Consider the following 18,221-nt stretch of genomic DNA (forward strand, 5'->3'; position numbering starts at 1 on the left):
GAATGCCTGAGCATCGACAGATCCAGCCCGCCACCGGGAAACTGGGCATCCTGACCCCCGGCATGGGTGCGGTATCTTCCACCTTCATGGCCGGCGTCATCGCCATCCGGAAGGGCCTGCGCCTGCCCATCGGCAGCACGACACAGATGGGCCACATCCGGCTCGGCAAACGCACCGAGAACCGCCAGCCCCTCATCAAGAATTTCCTCCCGCTGACCGACCTCGAGAACATCGAGTTCGGGGGCTGGGACATCTTTGACGTCTCCTGCTACGAGGCCTCGATCACCGCCGGTGTCCTGGAAAAGGACCTCCTTGAGCAGATCCGCCCCGAGCTCGAGGCCATCCGCCCCATGAAGGCGGTGTTCGACCAGCACTACGTCAAAAAGCTGACCGGCACGCACGTCAAGAAGGGCACCAAGATGGAGCTGGCCGAGGCCGTCATGCAGGACATGGCGGACTTCAAGAAGGCCAAGAAGTGCGAACGCCTGGTCATGGTCTGGTGCGGATCGACCGAGATCTACCTCAAGCGTACCGCCGTGCACGAGACGCTGGCCTCGTTCGAGAAGGGCCTGCGCGAAGACAGTCCGGACATCCCGCCCAGCATGATCTACGCCTACGCGGCCATCAAGTCCGGCGTCCCCTACGCCAACGGTGCGCCGAACCTGGGCCCGGATGTCCCGGCCCTCGAGCAGCTGGCCAAGGCCAACGGCGTCGGCATCTGCGGCAAGGACTTCAAGACCGGCCAGACGCTGATCAAGACCGTGCTGGCCCCCGGCTTCAAGGCCCGCCAGCTGGGCGTCGCCGGCTGGTTCTCGACGAACATCCTGGGCAACCGCGACGGCGAAGTGCTGGACGACCCCGAGTCGTTCAAGTCGAAGGAAGAGACGAAGCTCGGCGTGCTGGACGCGATCCTGCAGCCGGACCTCTACCCCGACCTCTACGGCAACCTCTTCCACAAGGTGCGGATCAACTACTATCCGCCGCGCGGGGACAACAAGGAAGGCTGGGACAACATCGACATCTTCGGCTGGTGCGGCCGGCCGATGCAGATCAAGGTCGACTTCCTCTGCCGTGACTCGATCCTCGCCGCCCCGCTGGTGCTCGACCTGGCCCTGCTGCTGGACCTCGGCATGCGCGCCAAGATGCCGGGCGGGATCCAGGAGTGGCTGTCGTTCTACTTCAAGAGCCCGGTGGTGCCCGACGGCCTGTACGCAGAGCACGACCTGTTCATCCAGCAGACCAAGCTGAAGAACACCATGCGCTGGATGATGGGCGAAGATGTGATCACCCACCTCGGCCAGGACTACGCGGACGAGTAGCCGGCCATCGTGAGTGGATCCTGGACAGATGATCAGTTGAACAGATGACCGGCTCCGGGCCCATGCCGGAGCCGGTCTTGTCGCCGCCCCTGCCGCAGGTGTGGCCCAAACAGGCCGTCGTAACCAGGACCGGGAGTCGGGATATGGACTTCACATTCGATGTGCGGCCGGTAGGTCCCCTGCGGATGAATGCGGTGCTCGTGACTTCTCCCGGGACCGGCGAGGCCGTACTGATCGACCCGGGCGACGAGCCGGCGCAGCTGCTCGCGTGGGTCAAGGCCTCGGGCTGCCGGGTCACGGCCCTGCTGGCGACCCACGGCCATTTCGACCACGTGGGCGCCGCCGCCGAGGTGGGCGCCGCGCTGGGCCTGCCCCTGCGCTGCCATCCCGACGATGCGCCGATGATCCGCCAGATGCCGCTCATCCAGGAAGGCTACGGGTTCCCGGCCACCGCCGTGCCCACGCTCGTCACCGACCTGGTCGACGGCGCGCGGGTGCCCCTGGGTGACGGGTTCCTCGAGGTGGTGCACGTACCCGGACACGCCATGGGCGAGGTCATGTTCGTGCTGCCGGGGCTCGCGATCGTCGGCGACTGCCTGTTCGCCGGTTCGGTGGGACGCACCGACCTGCCGGGCGGCGACTTCGCGACCCTGGAAAAAAGCATCCGGGAGCGCATCTACACGCTCCCGGACGCAACGATCGTCGTCAGTGGCCACGGCCCGGACACGACAGTGGGCCGCGAGAAGGCGACCAACCCCTACGTGCGGGGCTGACGCCCCGACGTTTTCGGTCCCTCCGGCGCTCAGCCCTCTTCAGCGGCCTCGCGCGTGAGCTCCATGTGCTCACGCAGTTCGACCTTCCGCTTCTCCAGCTTCTGGTGCTTCTTCAGGAATTCCTTCTTGATCCAGTCGCGGTACAGCGACGCGCCCAGGCAGCCCGAATCGTAGGCGTAGATGCTCTGCGAGGCGGCAGGCGCTTCCTCGATCTTGATGTTCGTCGTGATGATCGTCTTGAAGACATCGTTCGGGCCGAAGACGTTCCCGAGTTCCTTCTTCATGTTCTTCTGCAGCGGCGTGCGGCCGTCCTTCATCGTGACCAGGACGCCCATCAGCTGCAGCCAGATGTTCTGGCGCTCCTGCACGCGCTCGATGAGCTGCTTCATCTGGTGCAGCGTCGGGATCGCCAGGCCGGTGCACGGCGTCGGGATCAGCGCATAGTCGGCCGCCACCAGCGCGTTCTGCGTGAGCACGCCGAGGTCGGGCGGCGTGTCGATGATGATCCAGCCGTACGAGGTCGACAGCGCCTGGACCACCTTGGCCAGGCGGTCGGTGATCTGGGTCTTGGCCATGCTCTCCAGCGAGGGGCTGGCCGGCAGCAGGTCGATGTTCTCGTCGTAGATGGTCGACGCGATGCCGTCCTGCGGGGTGATGGCCCGGCGCAGCACGTCGAACACGCTGCGCGCCGGCGGTTCGCCGTCCAGCTTGCCCAGCAGGGTGCTCGTGGCGCAGCCGTGGGGATCCATGTCGATGATCAGGCAGGATGAGGTCACATCGCTGTATCGGGTCAGGCCCGCCGCCAGGTTGATGGCTGTGGTGGTCTTGCCCACTCCGCCCTTGTGGTTCACGACGGCGATCACATTACCCATTGGGAATCCCCCGCAGGCTCGGGTTGGGAGGGTACAGGGCGAAGGTTCTCAATATAGGAGTCATTGGGCCGGGCTGAAAGAAAATTCCCCGCCGGCAGGGTATTTGTCCCCTGCAGTGGACATTTATGGGCGATATTCCGACTACCAGGCCCGCGAACCGACCAGGCGCAGTTCCAGCAGCCACACGCCATCGCTCGGGTCGTAAGCCAATTCGGGTTCAGCATCACTGGCAATCGCCGGCCGGAACTCATTCAGGTCCAAGCCGATACGCCGCATCTGGGCCTCGATGGCCAGGTACCCCCGACCGAGCCGCTGGCGATAACCCAGCGTTCCCTGGAAACCAACGGCCGTCTGGGTGAGCGCCTCGGACCTGTCGGCCGTGGCCCGGCACACCATCAGGCCCAGCCCGCCGTAAGGATGGGAAGGCCAGGCGGTCAGGCGGGCTTCGAGTCCAAGGCTGCCGGTCAGGAACGTCAGGCGGTCGAATTGGTAGACCTCGCCCCCCTGCCCCAGCAGGGCTTCGGCGGCCACATTGGCGGCGCCACGGGAAAGGTCGCCGCGCAGCCACCACCTGCCATTTCCCAGCCGCCGGCCGGCAAAGGCGGTGATGGCTGTGCCCGGGTCCAACGTCGCGGTGAACCGGGAGGCGCTGAACCGCTCACGACCGTCCTCGCCCCAGGGCACGGTCACACCGGTGACCGTCTCAACCCGGAACAGGTCACCGCCGTCAAAGGCGCCGGCCCCAAGGCCGATCAACCAGCGTTCGCCGCCGGCGGTGAAGACGGGCGCGACCACGTCGGCCTCGACCGGCTTGAGGACCGGAGCGGGCGCCGGCTTGGCCGGGGGCTTGCGGCGACCGGTGTCGCTGCGGTCCTGGGCGGCAGCCGGCGCAGCGGCGCCCAGGAGGATCGCCAGCGCGAACAGGCAGACCGGCAGTGTGAGCGGACCCCGAAAAACCATGCGGATGCCACGGCGCACACTCATGACTTCGGTCCTTTCAGGGAGAACGTGCTGAGCACGGTCTCGAGGCGGCGGAAATGCGGCATCTTTTCCTGCCCGGGCGCATACACCAGAAGGTCCACGCAGTACAGCCGGCCGCGCTGGCGATCGGGAATGAACCAGCAGCGGAACGGGCCGCCGCCGGTGAAGTCGGTGCTGTTCCAGGCGCCCTCGAGCTTCACGCAGGCTACGTCGCCGATCGTGTCGCGGCTCCAGACGAAAGACTCGGGCACCAGTTCCTCCTTGTGGAGGGCCTGCCCCATTTCCGAGCGGATCGCGACCATCACGTCCGCGTCGGCCAGGAACGCCGTCGGCTCGGGCGTCTCGCGCCAGCTGATCGTGATGCCGCGCGACGGGGCGGTGGTCATCAGTTCGAGCCCCGGGAAACCGTCGGGGCGGAACTGGTTCTGCCCGAAATCGCCCGGGATCTCGAGCCAGAATCCGAGATCGCGCCAGTAGCGGTCCATCAGCGCGGTGTGCAGACCGTCGTGCCGCTGCCGGCGCAGGATGCGTTCGCGATTGCTGTCGTCGATGATCTTGCGCAGCTTTTCGGTGCTGTTGCGCAGGATGCTGCTGATGCCATTGACGTCGCGCCCGACCACGATGACTGCCAACTGGTAGGTGGACCACGGGTCGGGCACCTGCACGATGCCGCCCCCGGAGGCCTCCATCGTCTTCCACGCCTCGCTGGAAATCAGGCGCTTGGCCTGCTTCTCCACGGCGTTGCCGCTGCCCATCCGCACCAGCAGCACCGCATTCTTGTAGCCGCGCGCGGTTTCCCAGGTATCGGGTCCGAAGACATCGACGTTGTACGTCGATTCCGGCTGGATGACGAAGGTGACCTCGGGGTTGAAGGCGCCGAGGAATCGTTCGGTGGCGGGTCGCAGCGCTTCGTCCGAGAGGGCGATGGCGATGTCGCCATAGCCGCCGGCTGCCATGAGGATGGCCTTCTCGTCATTCATGCCGCAACCGCTCGCGCCGAGCAGGAGCAGCATGCCGAGCAGCAGCGCAGGGCGCAGCACCTGTAAAGAGCGACGGCCGGCGCCGGAGCGGCGGCCGGCCGTGCAATGGAAGAGTGCCAGTCGAACCAACGCGACACACCTCAGGACGACGGAACCTGCCGGCGACAGCCCGCAGGGGCCGCCGCGCGGGTCAGCGGTTGACGCCTGTATCTAGGCTGCGTCCCCCGGTCGTGTCAAGCTGGGCCTTCAGGCGGCGCAGTTCCAGCTGCGTCCGGAGCAGCTGGCTCGCCAGCTGTTCGTTCTGCACACGCAGCTGCTGGATCTTGCGCAGATCCTCGATCCGGTCGCCTGACCAGCCACGATCGATGGCCGTACCGGTCGGGATCGCGCGGCTTCCGGTGGAGACGTTGCGCTGGATACCCGCGCCGTACAGGCTGCTCCCGCGAGGCGCACCGAACAACGAACGCCGGTCGGCCCGCCCTGCGACCGCGACGGCATCCGTAGCCGCATTGTCCGCGGCCGGCAACGCCGAAGCGGAGACCACGGCAGGCGCCGGTCGGCCGGACGCAGCCGCAACCATCGGCACCGATGACCGCTCCGGTCCCAGGAAGACCGCAAACGCCAGCACCGCAGCCAGCCCGATGGACGTAGCCGCCCCGAAGGCGGGCAGCCAGGCGTTGCGTCGCGAAGCAGATTCCTCCTGCCACGGGTACGCCGTTTCACCCGCCCGCTGCTGCAGGGCCTGGTTCAGGCGCAGCTGGAGTTTCCAGTCGAAGTTGTCGGGCAATTGCGGCTCGCTGGCCGCCATCAGGCGCCGCCCGAGCACCAGGTCCTCGCGGAACGACTGGCACTCGCGGCACTTGTCCACGTGATCACGCAAGCCGGCGGTGGCATCCGGGGGCAGCAACCCGTCCATGTCGCGGCTGAGATAGTCCCTGGCTTTGCTGCATCGCATCGTGGGGGTCCTTTCCATCACTCGTCTTCGGTCGGCGCGTTGTCTTCCGCGGCCGCCCGGGCCTCGATTTCCTCGAGTTCCGCCAGCAACGACTCGTTCTTAAGCATGGGCTTGATCAGAGCCCGGAACCGCGTGCGCGCGCGGTTGATGCGCGAGCGGACGGTGCCGAGCTTCAGCCCCGTGACCTGCTGGATCTCTTCGTAACTGAGCTGTTCGACTTCACGCAGCAGGAACGGGATCCGGTACCGCTCGGGGATCTTCTCGGTGGCTTCGGCGATCAGCCTGCCGAGTTCCTCGCGCTGGATGCCGCTGCTGGTGTCGGCACGCGCATCGGCCGGATCGACCGGGATCTCGTCGTCTTCGGGCGCCGGGTTCAGGCTGATCATGTGCGGCCGCCGCGAGCGCTGCCGCATCTTGTTGCGCACGAGGTTGGTCGCGATGGTGAAGACCCAGGTCGAGAAGCGGGCGATCTCGCGGTACTTGTCCGCGTGGATGTAGACCCGGATCAGGGTTTCCTGGGTCAGTTCCTCCGCCAACGCGGGTTCCTTGACCATGCGCATGATGAAGCTGTACAACCGGCCCTTGTAGCGGTGCACGATCTCGTCGAACGCCCGCTTCTGGCCCTGCTGGACCATGACGATGAGATCCTCGTCACGGACCTCGCGCAGCGCTGCCCGGCGCTGGCGGGGATCTTCGAAGTGGTTGTTTTCACGCGACAGGTTCACCGCAGACTCCTGACGACAACCGGGAAACGGAACCGCAGGCGCTTCAACGCGGCCCGGAACCGGAAGTTCCCGGATTCGGTTCCCGCGTTGCGGACGCCCCGGGGCCGAGGACCTCAGCCAGCGGCCACCAGGGAAGGAACACCTCCGCCGGAACGCCCAGGGCCGCCCGCCGGGCTGTCGGCAGGACCTCCAGCCGGCCCGGGCGCCTGGTCGAGCGCACGTGCAACTGTCCGGGCATTCCCATGGGTGACACGGTCAGGCGCTCCCCCGGGCCGCCGCCGCCACGACCGCGCCGGGCCTGGGCCCGCCGGAACGCCGGCACGGGGGTGCCGCCCACCTCCGGCGAGGCCGCGGGATCGGCCGCCAGTACGAGCCGGCGGCTGCCGCTCCGGCCGGCCGCCGTGGACCAGGCGGGATCGGTCACCGCGCGGGCGAGTGCCGCCAGCCCTGCCGGGGGGGCCTGCCATTCGCGGTCCCACGCCCCATAGAGGCCTTCATCCCCCTGCCCCGTCACCAGGGTCCAGCCCCGGCCGACCCGAGCCAGGAGGTCGGCAGGCGCACCTGCGCCGGGGTCGGCGCCGGCGTCATCGACCATGAGGTCCACCCGCAGGTCGCCGGCAGGCCCGGTCACCCACGCGGCCCGGCCCGAGGCCTGGCGCCCGCGCGCTTCGACGCCCCAATCGGCAAGCACGAGGGGCAGGGCTGCGACAGGCGCCGCGGCGGGAGAATCGGGAGTCGCCCCAGGCTGATCCTGGGCGGCGACGGGCACCGCCACCAGCCCGAGCAGGGTGGCAGCGAGCCAGGCCAGCCGCCGCAGATTGCAGCCGCCCGTGCCGTGGGCCTGGTTCAACGCTTCCCGGCCGCCGCCGGCTCGAGCTCACGCAGAACGCCCTTGAGGCGCTCGGCGTCGCCGCCGAAGGACAGCGCGCGACGCAACACGTCCACGGCCTGGTCGCGCTGGCCGCTGGCCTTGAGCACCATGCCGAGGTGCTCGAGGATCACGGGATCCTCCGGCAGCACGTTCACGGCCTGGATGAGGTAGTCGAGCGCGCCCTCGAAACGACCCTGCCGATAGAGCACCCAGCCGAGCGAGTCGAGGTAGGCGCCGTTGCCGGGGTCGGCCGCCAGAGCCTGCCGCACCATCTGCTCGGCGCGGTCGAGATCGAGCGCCTTCTCGGCCAGGAAGTAACCCAGCGTGTTGGCCACCTCGGCGTTGTCGGGGAATTCGCGGCGCAGACGCTCGAGCTCCTCGCGGGCCTCGGTATCCTCTCCGAGGTCATCGTGGCAGAGGCTCTTCTGGATCAGCGCGCCGAGACGCAATTCCTCGTCGGCGGCCGCGAGCCCGAAGTTCTCGGCCGCGCGCATCAGGTCGCCGGCGGCGCGGAACCCGTAGCCGAGGATCATGTGACCGCCCGTGTCCTGCTCCTGGATGAGTGCCGCCGCTGCGACACAGTGATCCATGAGTTCGCGACGTCGCTCGGCCAGCGCCGCCTCGGCCGCTCCAGCGGGCTGCTTCTCGCGCGCGACGAGCAGGGCGCGAATGCACGCGAGGCGCACCTCGCCGTCGTCCGGCCCCAGTTCCACCGCCTTGCGGTACGAGCGAAGGGCCGCGTTCCAGTCCTCACCGTTCTCGGCGACCTTGCCCTTGAGGAACCACGCGCGCGCCGCCTCCGGCCATCGCGCCAGCATGCGCTCGACCAGCGCCGAACCGGCTGCCTCCTGCCCGGTTCCCAGCAGCATGCGGCCCAGCCAGAGCGAGGGGTTCAACTGCAGTTCCCCGCGCTCGGACATGGGCAGCAGCAGGGCGATGGCCTTGTCGACCTTCTGCTGGCGCGCGTAGAAGTCGGCCAATTCGACGACGAACGAATCGGCAGGCAGGTCCTCGCCTGTGTCCACTGCACTTTCCCCGTCGCCGAACCCCGGCGTCGCAGCGCCGGTGCCGAAACGGAGATCGGCTTCGCGGGCCGCGGCCGCAGCTTCGGTGTCGTGGCCCTCGGCCGCCAGGGCGCGCAGGCGCACCAACCAGAGCGCCGGGCGGTCCGGGGCCACCGCGATCGCCTCGGCCATCCACGGCGCCAGTTCGGCGGTCCGGGATCGGCGTTGCAGGATACCGGCCATCTCGAGGTAGAGGTCGCCCGCGGCTTCCGGGCTGCGAGCCACGCCTTCGCGCAGCAGTTCGAGTGCGCGATCGGTCTTGCCGCCTTCGTCGAGCAGTGCAGCCTCCGCCACGAGCAGGGCGAGCGACTCGTCGCCCTGGGCCCTCAACTGGCGCAGGTCGGCCAACGCGCCGGCATCGTTGCCGCTCCGCGCCAGCAGGCTGGAACGGCGCAGCCTGAACGAAGTGGAATCGGGGAAGTCGAGGACGAGCTTGTCCATGACGGTCAGGGCGTCCCGCAGGTAGCCCTCGGCGGCCAGGGCCGCCTGGAAATCCAGTGCGATGGTCGTCGCTTCGGGCTGCGAACGGTAGGCCTGGTGCAGCAACGGCAGAGCGTCCGCCGTGCGGCCTTCGGCGAGCAACCGGTGGCCGAGCAGCCAGCTCGCGGCGACGCCGTAGGGAACGTTCTCGTCGGGCTCGGCAACGGCGGCGGCACCGCCGGCCGGGTCTTCCGGCAGGGCGGCGGCCGACGATGGCTGTACCGACAGGGTCAGTCCGAACACGGCCAGCAGGAGAATAATGCGCACCAGGACTCCTTCGGGTCGGCGCGGGCGGCCGCTGCCGCGGGCGGGTACGACTCAGGAATCGGCAGAACCCGGGAAACCCTGACCTTGTTCCAGCGCAGCCAGCGCCGCCGCCGCCGCGGTCTGCTCCGCGGCCTTCTTGTTGCGGCCTTCCCCCACCCCGAGCACGCGACCGTCGAACGAGACGGCCACCCGGAACACACGGTCGTGATCCGGGCCTTCCACCGCCACCACGCGGTACCGGGGCGGCGTCTTGTGCTCGGCCTGGATCAGTTCCTGGAGGCGGCTCTTGTAGTTGCGCTCGGAGCGGCTGGTGAGGACACGGTCCGCACCATCCAGCAGGATCCTCTGGATGACCCCGCGGGCCGCTTCGAGGCCGCCGTCCAGGTAGACGGCTCCGATGATGGCCTCGGTGGTGTCGGCGAGGATCGAGGAGCGCTCCCGCCCACCGGTCGCCGCTTCACTCCTGCTCATGAGGATATGCACGCCCAGGTCGTGCTCTCCGGCCACCTCGGACAGGCAGGCGCCGCAGACCAGAAGCGACTTCATCTTGGTCAGGTCGCCCTCGGAGCAGTCGCCGAAATGGCGGTACAAGTGTTCGTTGACGATCAGGCCGAGCACGGCGTCGCCGAGGAACTCGAGCCGCTCGTTCGAGCTGCCGCGTTCCTGTCCGGTGACGTGGACATGGGAGCGGTGGAGAAGCGCGTTGGCCAGCAGGGTGCGATCGACGAAGCTGTAGTCGATCTTCTCCTCGAGGGCAAGCAGACTGGCTTCGTCAATGGCGGTGCCGTCGTCCCCGCCGGGAGCGATGACAACCGCACGGCTGCGGCGGCCCAGGATTGCCTGGAAAATCGAAGTCCAGCGCATGGGCCGACGATCCCGTCCTTCCGTCTACCCCCGGGCGCCGAAACAGAGCGTGACGTTGTGACCGCCGAACCCGAACGAGTTCGACAGGGCATACGCCACCTTCTGTTTCACCGCCGTATTCGGGCAGGAGTCGAGATCGCACTCCGGGTCCGGGTTCTCGAGGTTGATCGTGGGCGGCAGCACGCCGTCGCGCAGCGCCATCACCGTGATCACGGCCTCGACGCCGCCGGCGGCGCCGAGCAGGTGGCCGATCATGGACTTGGTGGAGCTGATCTTCAGCTGCTTCGCATGCTCCCCGAAGACCTGCTTGATGGCGCGTGTCTCGACCATGTCGTTGAAGTGCGTCGACGTGCCGTGCGCGTTGATGTAGCCGACCTGCTCGGGGCGAAGCCCGGCGTCGGCCAGCGCCCCGCGCATGGAGCCGATGGCGCCGACGCCGTCGTTGTCGGGCTGCGTCATGTGGTAGGCGTCGCCGGTCATGCCATAGCCGCAGATGCGTCCATGGATGGTGGCGCCGCGCGCCAGGGCATGTTCCTCGGACTCGAGGATGATGATGCCGGCACCCTCGCCGAGCACGAAGCCGTCGCGGTCGCGGTCGAACGGCCGGCTGGCGCGATGCGGTTCGTCGTTGCGCGAAGACAGGGCTTTCATGTTCGCAAAACCGCTGAGCGCCATCGGGCTCACGGCAGCCTCGGTGCCGCCGCAGATCATGACGTCGGCCTTGCCGAGGCGGATCTGGTCGAACGCCGCGCCGATCGCATGCCCACCGGAGGCACAGGCGCTGACGGTGCAGAAGTTTGCGCCGCGATAGCCGTAGCGGATGGAGACGAGTCCGGCCGCCATGTCGCCGATCATCATCGGGATGAACAACGGCGACACCGCGCGCGGGCCGCGCGCCACCAGCTTGCTGTGCTGTTCCTCGAAGGTGATCATGCCGCCGATGCCCGAGCCGATGATGACGCCGGCGCGGAACGGGTCGGCGGGCGCCTTGACCCCTGTGGCATCGGCCAGCCCGGCCTGCTCCATCGCCTGCGCGGAGGCGGCCATGGCCAGGTGGACGAAGCGGTCGGCCTTGCGGGCCTCCTTCGGGTCCATGATGGTCTCGGGGTCCAGACCCTTGACCTGGGCCGCGAACGTGGTCTTGTAATCGGACACGTTCTCGAAACCCTGCAGCGGCGCAACGCCGCCCTGGCCGGCAAGCATGGCCGCCCAGCTGGTCTCGCGGTCAAGACCGACGGCCGTGACCATGCCCATTCCCGTAACGACGACAGAACGCGCGGCCAAGGCGCTACCTCCGTGAATTCCGGCCTCCCGGGCGCCAGCAGGCGACCGGGAACCTTCGGGTTCACCCGGGCAGCGCCGAACGCGCCCCCGGGGGGACCTGCGGGTGCCGCGAAAAAGACACCCGTCCGTCCGGACCGCGGGACGCTACTCGAGGTTGGCTTCGAGATAGTCGATGGCGTCCTGCACGGTGCGCAGCTTCTCCTGATCCTCTTCCGGGATCGTGATGTTGAACTGCTCCTCGAGGTCCATCACCAGCTCGACGGTGTCCAGCGAGTCGGCGCCCAGGTCCTCGGTGAACGAGGCCTCGGGGGTGATCTGCTCGGGGTTGACCGAGAGCTTGCGCTGGATGATCTCGTAAACCTGTTCCTGGATCGACGCCATGTCGGTGTACCCTCCGGGGGTTCTGGTTCTTGTGACTCTCTACTTCACTGATCTACTCAGAAAAGGGACCGTGTATCGCTGTCCCCTGCGAACTCACTACTAGCCGATCATGCCCCCGTCCACCACCAGGACCTGCCCGGTGATGTACGCGGCCTCCGGTGACAACAGGAACCTCACGACGCCGGCGATGTCCCGCGTCTCGCCGAAGCGCTTGAGCGGGATGCGATCGAGCATGTCCTGCCGGACTTTCTCCGGCAGATCGGCGGTCATGTCGGTGACAATGTACCCCGGCGCCACCGCATTGCACGTCACATTGCGGCTCCCGAGTTCCTTGGCGACCGATTTCGTCAGGGCGATGATGCCCGCCTTCGAGGCCGCATAGTTGGCCTGTCCGGCGTTCCCCGTCAACCCGATGACAGAGGTGATGTTGACGATCCGCCCCTGACGCTGCCGCATCATAATGGGGGCCACCGCCCTTGTAAAGTAGAAGGTACCATTCAAGTTGACGTCGAGCGGCGCCTGCCACTGCTCGGGGGTCATGCGCACGATCAGCCCGTCGCGGGTGACGCCGGCGTTGTTGACCAGCCCGTAGATGCTCCCGAACGCCGCCTGCGCGGCGGTGGCGATGCGCTGGGCGTCCTCCCAGCTGCCGATGTCGCCCGGGCAGGCCAGGCACTTGTCCGGGCCGCCGAGTTCCGTCGCGAGCGATTCCAGCTTTTCAGCCGACCGGGCGACCAGCACCAGCGGCATCCCGGCGGCGGCCAGTTCCCGCGCGATGGCCTCGCCGATCCCGCGGCTGGCTCCGGTGACGATGACGGCTCCCTGGCTCATGATCGGCTCCAGATCGGGTTCAGTGGCCGCCCGCCAGCAGGGCCGGCAGGGCTTCGATTTCGTCGACGGTGCCGACGGGAATGAACTGTGTCTGGGGGTAGGCCCGCCGCGCCAGGCCCGTCAGGACCTTGCCCGGCCCCACCTCCAGCACGAACGGCGGCGGCGTTCCGCTGCCGGCCCCGCCGGCGATGAACTCCATGGTCTCGTGCCAGCGGACGGCCGACACGAGCTGCCGCCCGAAACCGTCGCCGAGGGCGGCGGCTGTCGTCACCGGCCGTGCGCTGACGTTTGCCACCAGCGGCACCTGCGGATCGCCGATGGAGAGCGTGGCCAGGAACGCGCGGAAGCCGGCCGCCGCTCCTTCGAGCAGCGGCGAGTGGAAGGCGCCGCTCACGTTCAGGGCGATGACGCGCTTGGCACCGGCGGCCGTCAACGCCGGGCCGGCAGCGGCCACCGCGGCGACCTCGCCCGAGATGACGACCTGCGCGTCGGAGTTGTGGTTCGCCAGCACGACCACGCCATGCTGCGCGCCGACTTCGCGGCAAACTTCGGCGACCTTGTCCGCCCCCAGTCCCATGACCGCCGCCATGGCGCCGGGCGTCTCGGTGCCGGCGGCAAACATGAGTTCACCGCGGCGCCTGACCGCACGCAACGCGTCGGCCGGGCTGAGGGCGCCGGCCGCCGCCGCCGCACTGTACTCGCCGATCGAATGGCCGGCCACCAGTGAAGGCACGATCCCGCGTTCACGCAATGCCAGCACCACCGCCAGCGAATGCGCGAGGATCGCCGGTTGTGCGTGGTGGGTTTCGGTGAGCGTCTCCAGCGGGCCCTCGAACATGATGTGCGTCAGGCCGTAGCCGAGCACGCCGTCGACCCCGCGCAGGAACTCGCCGGCCGGCCCCTCCTGCGCCGCGAGGTCGCGGGCCATGCCCACGGCCTGCGACGCCTGGCCGGGGAAAATCATGGGAACGCTGTGAAGCTTGTTTTCCATGGTGCCTCCGTTGGGGACGCTGCGCGACTCAGGCGCCGGCCGCGGCGAGCTTGCCGGGCAGGTCATAGCGGACCTGCTCCCAGGCCTCCCGCACGGCGCTGGCGATGGCGCGCGAACTGCTGCGCCCGTGGGCGATGATGCTGACGCCGGAAACGCCGAGCAGCATGGCGCCGCCGTACACCTCGTACGAGAACTGGCGTCCGAGGAACCCGAGCACCGGCGCGAAGGCGGCGCGTTCCTGGTCGGTCAGGTCGGGCCGCTTGCTGAGCGCGCCCATGAAACGGGCGAAGCCCTCGACCACCTTCAACGTGTTGTTGCCGGTGTAGCCGTCCGTGACGACGACATCGCAGGGCCCGAGCATGAGCTGGTTGCCCTCGATGTTCCCGATGAAGTTCAGGCCCGACTGCGACAGGCGCTCCCAGGTCTCGATGTTGACCTTCGTGCCCTTCTTTGATTCGCCGCCGATGTTCAGCTGTCCGACCGCAGGCGAAGCGACACCAAGCACCTCGCGCGCGAACAGTGATCCCATGTGCGCGAAACTGACCAGGTGGTCGGCCGTGCACTCCGTGTTGGCCCCGGCGTCGAGCAGGAGCAGTTCACCCTTGACCGTGGGGATGCGCGTGGCGATGGCGGGCCGGTCGACACCGGGCAGCCGCTTGAGGATGATCAGGCTGGCCGCGACCATGGCGCCGGTGGAGCCGGCCGAGATGACAGCCTTCACGCGGCCCTGCTTCTGGTCGGTCATGGCGCGCACGATCGGGCTGTCGGGACGGTTGCGGATGGCCGCGGCCGGTTCCTCGCCCATCTCGATATCCTGCGTGCAGGCAACGACAGACACGGGAAGGCCCTCGACGGGCAGGCCGGCGAGGGCTTCACGGATGCGCGTTTCGTCGCCGTACAGGGCCAGGCGGTAGGGCGAAGCGGCGGTCAGGCCGGCGATGGCGCCGGGCACGACGACCTGCGGACCGTGGTCGCCACCCATGGCGTCGACCGCAATGACGGGCCTGCTATCGTCCACGGAGCCGACCTCCCTGCCGGTGCGGGCCCCGACTCCGGCAGGGGCCCAGCTGGCTGGACACTCCGGTGGCCCGGTTCAAGGCCGGACCGGGATGCTCCCGGCCCGGTTCCGTATTGCCGCTTCCCGACGCCCGGAAGCTACTTCTCGACGACCAGGACTTCGCGGTCGCCGTAGTAGCCGCACTCGCGGCAGACGCGGTGGGGCAACCGCGGCGCACTGCAATGCGGGCACTTGTTCGGATCGGGCTTGGTCAGGTGCCAGTTGGCCCGGCGCAGGCCCTTGCGGGACTGCGAAGTCTTTTTGCGTGGGACAGCCATGGAACGCCTCCGGTTACGAACGTACGACCGGCCGGGCCGGCACTTCACCAGTCTCTGTCATGAACCCGTTCAGGGCAACCCGGCCCACCGCGGGTCGATCGGTTCCTCGACGCAGCCGCAGGGCCCGTTGTTCAGGTCGGCGCCGCACGACGCGCACAGCCCGCGGCAGTCCTCACGGCAGACCGTCGACTGCGGGTACGCCAGGGCCGCGAACTCACGCAGCGATTCGGCAAGTTCGACCTCGCCGTCGCGCTGCAGGATCAACAGGGTCTCGCCCTCGGTTTCCTCCGAGTGCACGTCCCGCAGGACCATGAAGTCCACCGGCACGTCCCAGTCGATCCGGAAAGAAGCCAGGCAGCGCGCGCACTCAGCTGTGCCGGAGGCCTGCAACGTTCCGGAAGCCAGAACGCGGCTCTCCAGGTTCTGGATCGTAAGTTCGCCGCTGAGCGCCGTTTCCGGCGCGCGGCCTTCGCCCAGCCCGAGCTCTACCGATCCGGAGAGTTCCAGCGTGCTACGGCCCAGAGGGGTCCTGTCGAGGTCCAGAATCATGTCCGGTGCGCCTTTTTGCGAACGACAAACCTTAATAGCGCCCCGGCGGGTGTCAAGACCGGGCCCGGCGGGCCCCGGCCGCCCCCTGCCGGGCGGTCCGGAGCCTAACCGAAAATGAGTTTCAGTTCACGCGCCGCATCCTCGGGATTGGCCGAGGCATGGACGGCATTGAACTGCAGCGATTCCCCGTACAGGCTGCGCACCGTGCCGACGGCGGCGTCGGCCGGGTTCGTGGCGCCGATCAGCGCGCGCAGGGCCAGGACGGCGTTCTCGCGCTCGAGGCGGATCGTGACCACCGGACCGCTGCAGATGTAGTCGCAGAGGTCCTTGTAGAAGCCGCGCTCGCGGTGCTCACCGTAGAAATCCTCCACCAGCGGGCGGTCGAGCGGCCGCATCGCCAGGCCGGTGATCCTGAAGCCGGCGCGGTTGACGATGGCCAGGATGTCGCCCACATGGGTGCCGGCGCGGACGATCTCGGGCTTGATCATGAAGTAGGTCTGCTGCATCGCTTCGTCTTCCTCTTTCGTGTCGCTTGCGGTCTTGCGGGGATTCGAGCGGGCCGGCCGAAGTATCGGCCGGCCCCTCGCTCATGACCCGGGCAGGGCGGCGCCCTACCGCTTCCAGATGCTCTTCAGGTGCGGCACGATGTCCATCGGCCGCTCGGCCACCGGGATGCCGACGTCGTTGAGCGCCTTCTTCTTCTCCGCCGCCGTGCCGGTACCGCCGGAGACGATAGCGCCGGCATGGCCCATCCGCTTGCCCGGGGGCGCAGTCTGGCCGGCAATGAAGCTGACGACCGGCTTCTTGACGTGGGCCTTGATGTAGGCCGCCGCCTTCTCCTCCGCATCGCCGCCGATCTCGCCGATCATCACGAAGGCCTCGGTGGCCGGGTCGGCATTGAAGGCCTCGATGGCGTCGAGGAAGTTCGTGCCGATGATCGGGTCGCCGCCGATGCCGAGGCAGGTGGTCTGGCCGATGCCGGCGGCCGTCAGCTGGAACACGACCTCGTAGGTGAGCGTGCCGCTGCGGCTGACGAGCCCCACGGGGCCTTCCTTGACGATGGAAGCCGGGAGGATGCCCAGCTTGGCAATGCCGGGGGCCAGCAGGCCCGGGCAGTTCGGCCCGACCAGGCGCACGCCGCGCTCCTTGAGGTAGGGCATGACCTTGACCATGTCGACCGTGGGCACGCCCTCGGTGATGCAGACGACGAGCTTGCAGCCGGCGTCGGCCGCTTCCATGATCGCGCCCGACGCACCGGACGGCGGCACGAAGATGACCGCCGTGTTGGCGCCCTCGTTGGCCACCGCTTCGCGCACCGTGTCGAACACGGGAACCTTGTCCTCGAACTTCTGGCCGCCGCGTCCCGGCGTGCAGCCGGCCACGACCTTCGTGCCGTAGGCCATCATCTCGCGCGTGTGGAACCCGCCGTCGCGACCGGTGATGCCCTGCACCACGACCCGGGTGTTCTTGTCGACGAAAATCGCCATGACGAAACTCTCCTTATGGGCAGCGGGCCGTGATGGGCCCGCGCGTTGAAGCCTGACTACGCACCCTTGCCAGCGAGCTCGATCGCCTTCTGGACCGCTTCGTCCATGGTCTCGGCCGGGTGGAGCTTCGTCTTGGCCAGCAGGGCGCGGCCCTCGGCCTCGTTCGTGCCGGTCAACCGCACGACGATGGGCACGTCGATGCTCATCATCTCGGTGGCCCTGATGATGCCGTTGGCGACGTCGTCACAGCGCGTGATGCCGCCGAAAATATTGAACAGGATGACCTTCACGGCCTTGTCCTGCAGGATGATCCTGAGGGCGTTGACGACCTTCTCGGGATTCGAGCTGCCGCCGATGTCCAGGAAGTTCGCCGGCTGGCCGCCGTAGTACTTCACCAGGTCCATGGTGGCCATGGCCAGGCCGGCGCCGTTGACCAGGCAGCCGACGTTGCCCTCCAGCTTCACGAAGCTGAGGTTCGCCTCGCGCGCCTGGCGCTCGGCGGGATCCTCGGCCTCGACGTCGCGCAGCGCCTCGTAGTCGGCGTGGCGATACATGGCGTTGTCGTCGAAGCTGACCTTGCCGTCGATGGCGTGGCCGATGCCGTCCGGCGTGAAGATGAACGGGTTGATCTCGGCCAGGCTGGCATCGGCGGCCAGGAACACGACGTACAGCTTCTGCATCGCCGAGGCCAGCTGCCGGGCCTTCTTGACGTCGCCCGGGCACATCTTAAGGCCGAGCTCGAGGGCTTCGTGGTCGAGCAGGCCGTAGCGCGGGTCGATGGCCAGCTTGAGGATGGCCTCGGGCTTGTCCTTGGCCACCTGTTCGATCTCCATGCCGCCCTCGGCGCTGCACATCAGCAGCACGCGCTGCGAGGTGCGGTCGATGAGCATGCCGACGTAGTACTCGCTGGCGATGTCCAGCGCGGGCGTGACCAGCACCTTGCGCACGATATGGCCCTTGATGTCCATGCCGAGGATCTTCGACGCGTTTTCCTTCACGTCGTCGATCGTCTTGCAGAACTTGACCCCGCCCGCCTTGCCGCGGCCGCCGGTCAGCACCTGCGACTTGACCATCACCGGAAGGCCGAACTTGCCCGCCAGCGCGACCGCCTCGCCGACGGTCGTGGCCACGGAGCCCGGCGGAACCGGCAGACCGTGGCGAGCGAAGATTTCCTTCGCCTGGTACTCGTGGATATTCACGCACTTCCTCCCG

General features: G+C 68.1%; 20 protein-coding genes. 2 read left to right on the plus strand and 18 right to left on the minus strand.

Annotated elements, in window-relative coordinates:
* The first annotated feature begins 2 nt into the window (after nucleotides 1-2).
* Entirely contained in the window at nucleotides 3-1,319 is a 1,317-nt protein-coding gene (locus IPG61_01415) for an inositol-3-phosphate synthase (protein ID MBK6732751.1), read from the plus strand.
* A gap of 143 nt (nucleotides 1,320-1,462) precedes the next feature.
* Nucleotides 1,463-2,092, plus strand: a complete 630-nt coding sequence (locus IPG61_01420; GenBank protein MBK6732752.1) for an MBL fold metallo-hydrolase — start codon at nucleotides 1,463-1,465, stop codon at nucleotides 2,090-2,092.
* Nucleotides 2,093-2,121: 29 nt separating this feature from the next.
* On the opposite strand, the gene IPG61_01425 is transcribed toward IPG61_01420, so the two are convergent.
* From IPG61_01425 to sucC, 18 genes are all read right to left on the minus strand, one after another.
* The gene (locus tag IPG61_01425) at nucleotides 2,122-2,964 is read right to left on the minus strand and encodes a ParA family protein (GenBank protein MBK6732753.1); all 843 of its coding nucleotides are present in this window, start codon (nucleotides 2,962-2,964) and stop codon (nucleotides 2,122-2,124) included.
* A gap of 141 nt (nucleotides 2,965-3,105) precedes the next feature.
* Complete coding sequence (locus tag IPG61_01430; protein ID MBK6732754.1) at nucleotides 3,106-3,948, minus strand: hypothetical protein; 843 nt, start codon at nucleotides 3,946-3,948, stop codon at nucleotides 3,106-3,108.
* Complete coding sequence (locus IPG61_01435) at nucleotides 3,945-5,054, minus strand: DUF4837 family protein (GenBank protein ID MBK6732755.1); 1,110 nt, start codon at nucleotides 5,052-5,054, stop codon at nucleotides 3,945-3,947. Before IPG61_01435 ends, IPG61_01430 begins: the two co-directional genes overlap by 4 nt.
* Before the next feature lie 61 nt (nucleotides 5,055-5,115).
* The gene (locus tag IPG61_01440) at nucleotides 5,116-5,880 is read right to left on the minus strand and encodes a zf-HC2 domain-containing protein (GenBank protein ID MBK6732756.1); all 765 of its coding nucleotides are present in this window, start codon (nucleotides 5,878-5,880) and stop codon (nucleotides 5,116-5,118) included.
* A gap of 17 nt (nucleotides 5,881-5,897) precedes the next feature.
* Complete coding sequence (locus tag IPG61_01445) at nucleotides 5,898-6,605, minus strand: sigma-70 family RNA polymerase sigma factor (GenBank protein ID MBK6732757.1); 708 nt, start codon at nucleotides 6,603-6,605, stop codon at nucleotides 5,898-5,900.
* A 43-nt stretch (nucleotides 6,606-6,648) separates the two neighbouring features.
* Nucleotides 6,649-7,455: a hypothetical protein gene (locus IPG61_01450; GenBank protein MBK6732758.1), complete on the minus strand. Its 807-nt coding sequence runs from the start codon at nucleotides 7,453-7,455 to the stop codon at nucleotides 6,649-6,651.
* On the minus strand, nucleotides 7,452-9,287 hold the full coding sequence (locus IPG61_01455) for a tetratricopeptide repeat protein (protein ID MBK6732759.1): 1,836 nt from the start codon (nucleotides 9,285-9,287) through the stop codon (nucleotides 7,452-7,454). Before IPG61_01455 ends, IPG61_01450 begins: the two co-directional genes overlap by 4 nt.
* Nucleotides 9,288-9,338: 51 nt before the next feature.
* Nucleotides 9,339-10,049: a ribonuclease III gene (rnc, locus tag IPG61_01460; GenBank protein ID MBK6732760.1), complete on the minus strand. Its 711-nt coding sequence runs from the start codon at nucleotides 10,047-10,049 to the stop codon at nucleotides 9,339-9,341.
* Nucleotides 10,050-10,175: 126 nt separating this feature from the next.
* A complete protein-coding gene (gene fabF / locus IPG61_01465; GenBank protein ID MBK6732761.1) occupies nucleotides 10,176-11,405 on the minus strand; it encodes a beta-ketoacyl-ACP synthase II in 1,230 nt (409 codons plus the stop codon).
* 174 nt (nucleotides 11,406-11,579) lie between these two features.
* Nucleotides 11,580-11,816, minus strand: a complete 237-nt coding sequence (gene acpP, locus IPG61_01470; GenBank protein MBK6732762.1) for an acyl carrier protein — start codon at nucleotides 11,814-11,816, stop codon at nucleotides 11,580-11,582.
* A gap of 99 nt (nucleotides 11,817-11,915) precedes the next feature.
* Nucleotides 11,916-12,647 (minus strand): 3-oxoacyl-[acyl-carrier-protein] reductase, encoded by a 732-nt coding sequence (gene fabG / locus IPG61_01475; protein ID MBK6732763.1) that lies wholly within the window; start codon nucleotides 12,645-12,647, stop codon nucleotides 11,916-11,918.
* A 19-nt stretch (nucleotides 12,648-12,666) separates the two neighbouring features.
* Nucleotides 12,667-13,638, minus strand: a complete 972-nt coding sequence (fabD, locus tag IPG61_01480; GenBank protein MBK6732764.1) for an ACP S-malonyltransferase — start codon at nucleotides 13,636-13,638, stop codon at nucleotides 12,667-12,669.
* A gap of 28 nt (nucleotides 13,639-13,666) precedes the next feature.
* Nucleotides 13,667-14,656 carry a phosphate acyltransferase PlsX gene (plsX, locus tag IPG61_01485; protein ID MBK6732765.1) on the minus strand — a complete coding sequence of 330 codons (990 nt, stop codon included), beginning with the start codon at nucleotides 14,654-14,656 and terminating at the stop codon, nucleotides 13,667-13,669.
* Between the two features lie 137 nt (nucleotides 14,657-14,793).
* Nucleotides 14,794-14,973: a 50S ribosomal protein L32 gene (gene rpmF, locus IPG61_01490; GenBank protein ID MBK6732766.1), complete on the minus strand. Its 180-nt coding sequence runs from the start codon at nucleotides 14,971-14,973 to the stop codon at nucleotides 14,794-14,796.
* 69 nt (nucleotides 14,974-15,042) lie between these two features.
* Nucleotides 15,043-15,522 (minus strand): DUF177 domain-containing protein, encoded by a 480-nt coding sequence (locus IPG61_01495; GenBank protein MBK6732767.1) that lies wholly within the window; start codon nucleotides 15,520-15,522, stop codon nucleotides 15,043-15,045.
* Between the two features lie 104 nt (nucleotides 15,523-15,626).
* A complete protein-coding gene (locus tag IPG61_01500) occupies nucleotides 15,627-16,028 on the minus strand; it encodes a nucleoside-diphosphate kinase (protein MBK6732768.1) in 402 nt (133 codons plus the stop codon).
* Between the two features lie 105 nt (nucleotides 16,029-16,133).
* Nucleotides 16,134-17,009, minus strand: coding sequence for a succinate--CoA ligase subunit alpha (gene sucD / locus IPG61_01505; protein ID MBK6732769.1), 876 nt, complete (start codon nucleotides 17,007-17,009; stop codon nucleotides 16,134-16,136).
* A 56-nt stretch (nucleotides 17,010-17,065) separates the two neighbouring features.
* Nucleotides 17,066-18,208, minus strand: a complete 1,143-nt coding sequence (gene sucC / locus IPG61_01510; GenBank protein MBK6732770.1) for an ADP-forming succinate--CoA ligase subunit beta — start codon at nucleotides 18,206-18,208, stop codon at nucleotides 17,066-17,068.
* Nucleotides 18,209-18,221 lie beyond the last annotated feature (13 nt).

The sequence above is a fragment of the bacterium genome, assembly GCA_016703265.1.
GTDB lineage: Bacteria > Krumholzibacteriota > Krumholzibacteriia > LZORAL124-64-63 > LZORAL124-64-63 > CAINDZ01.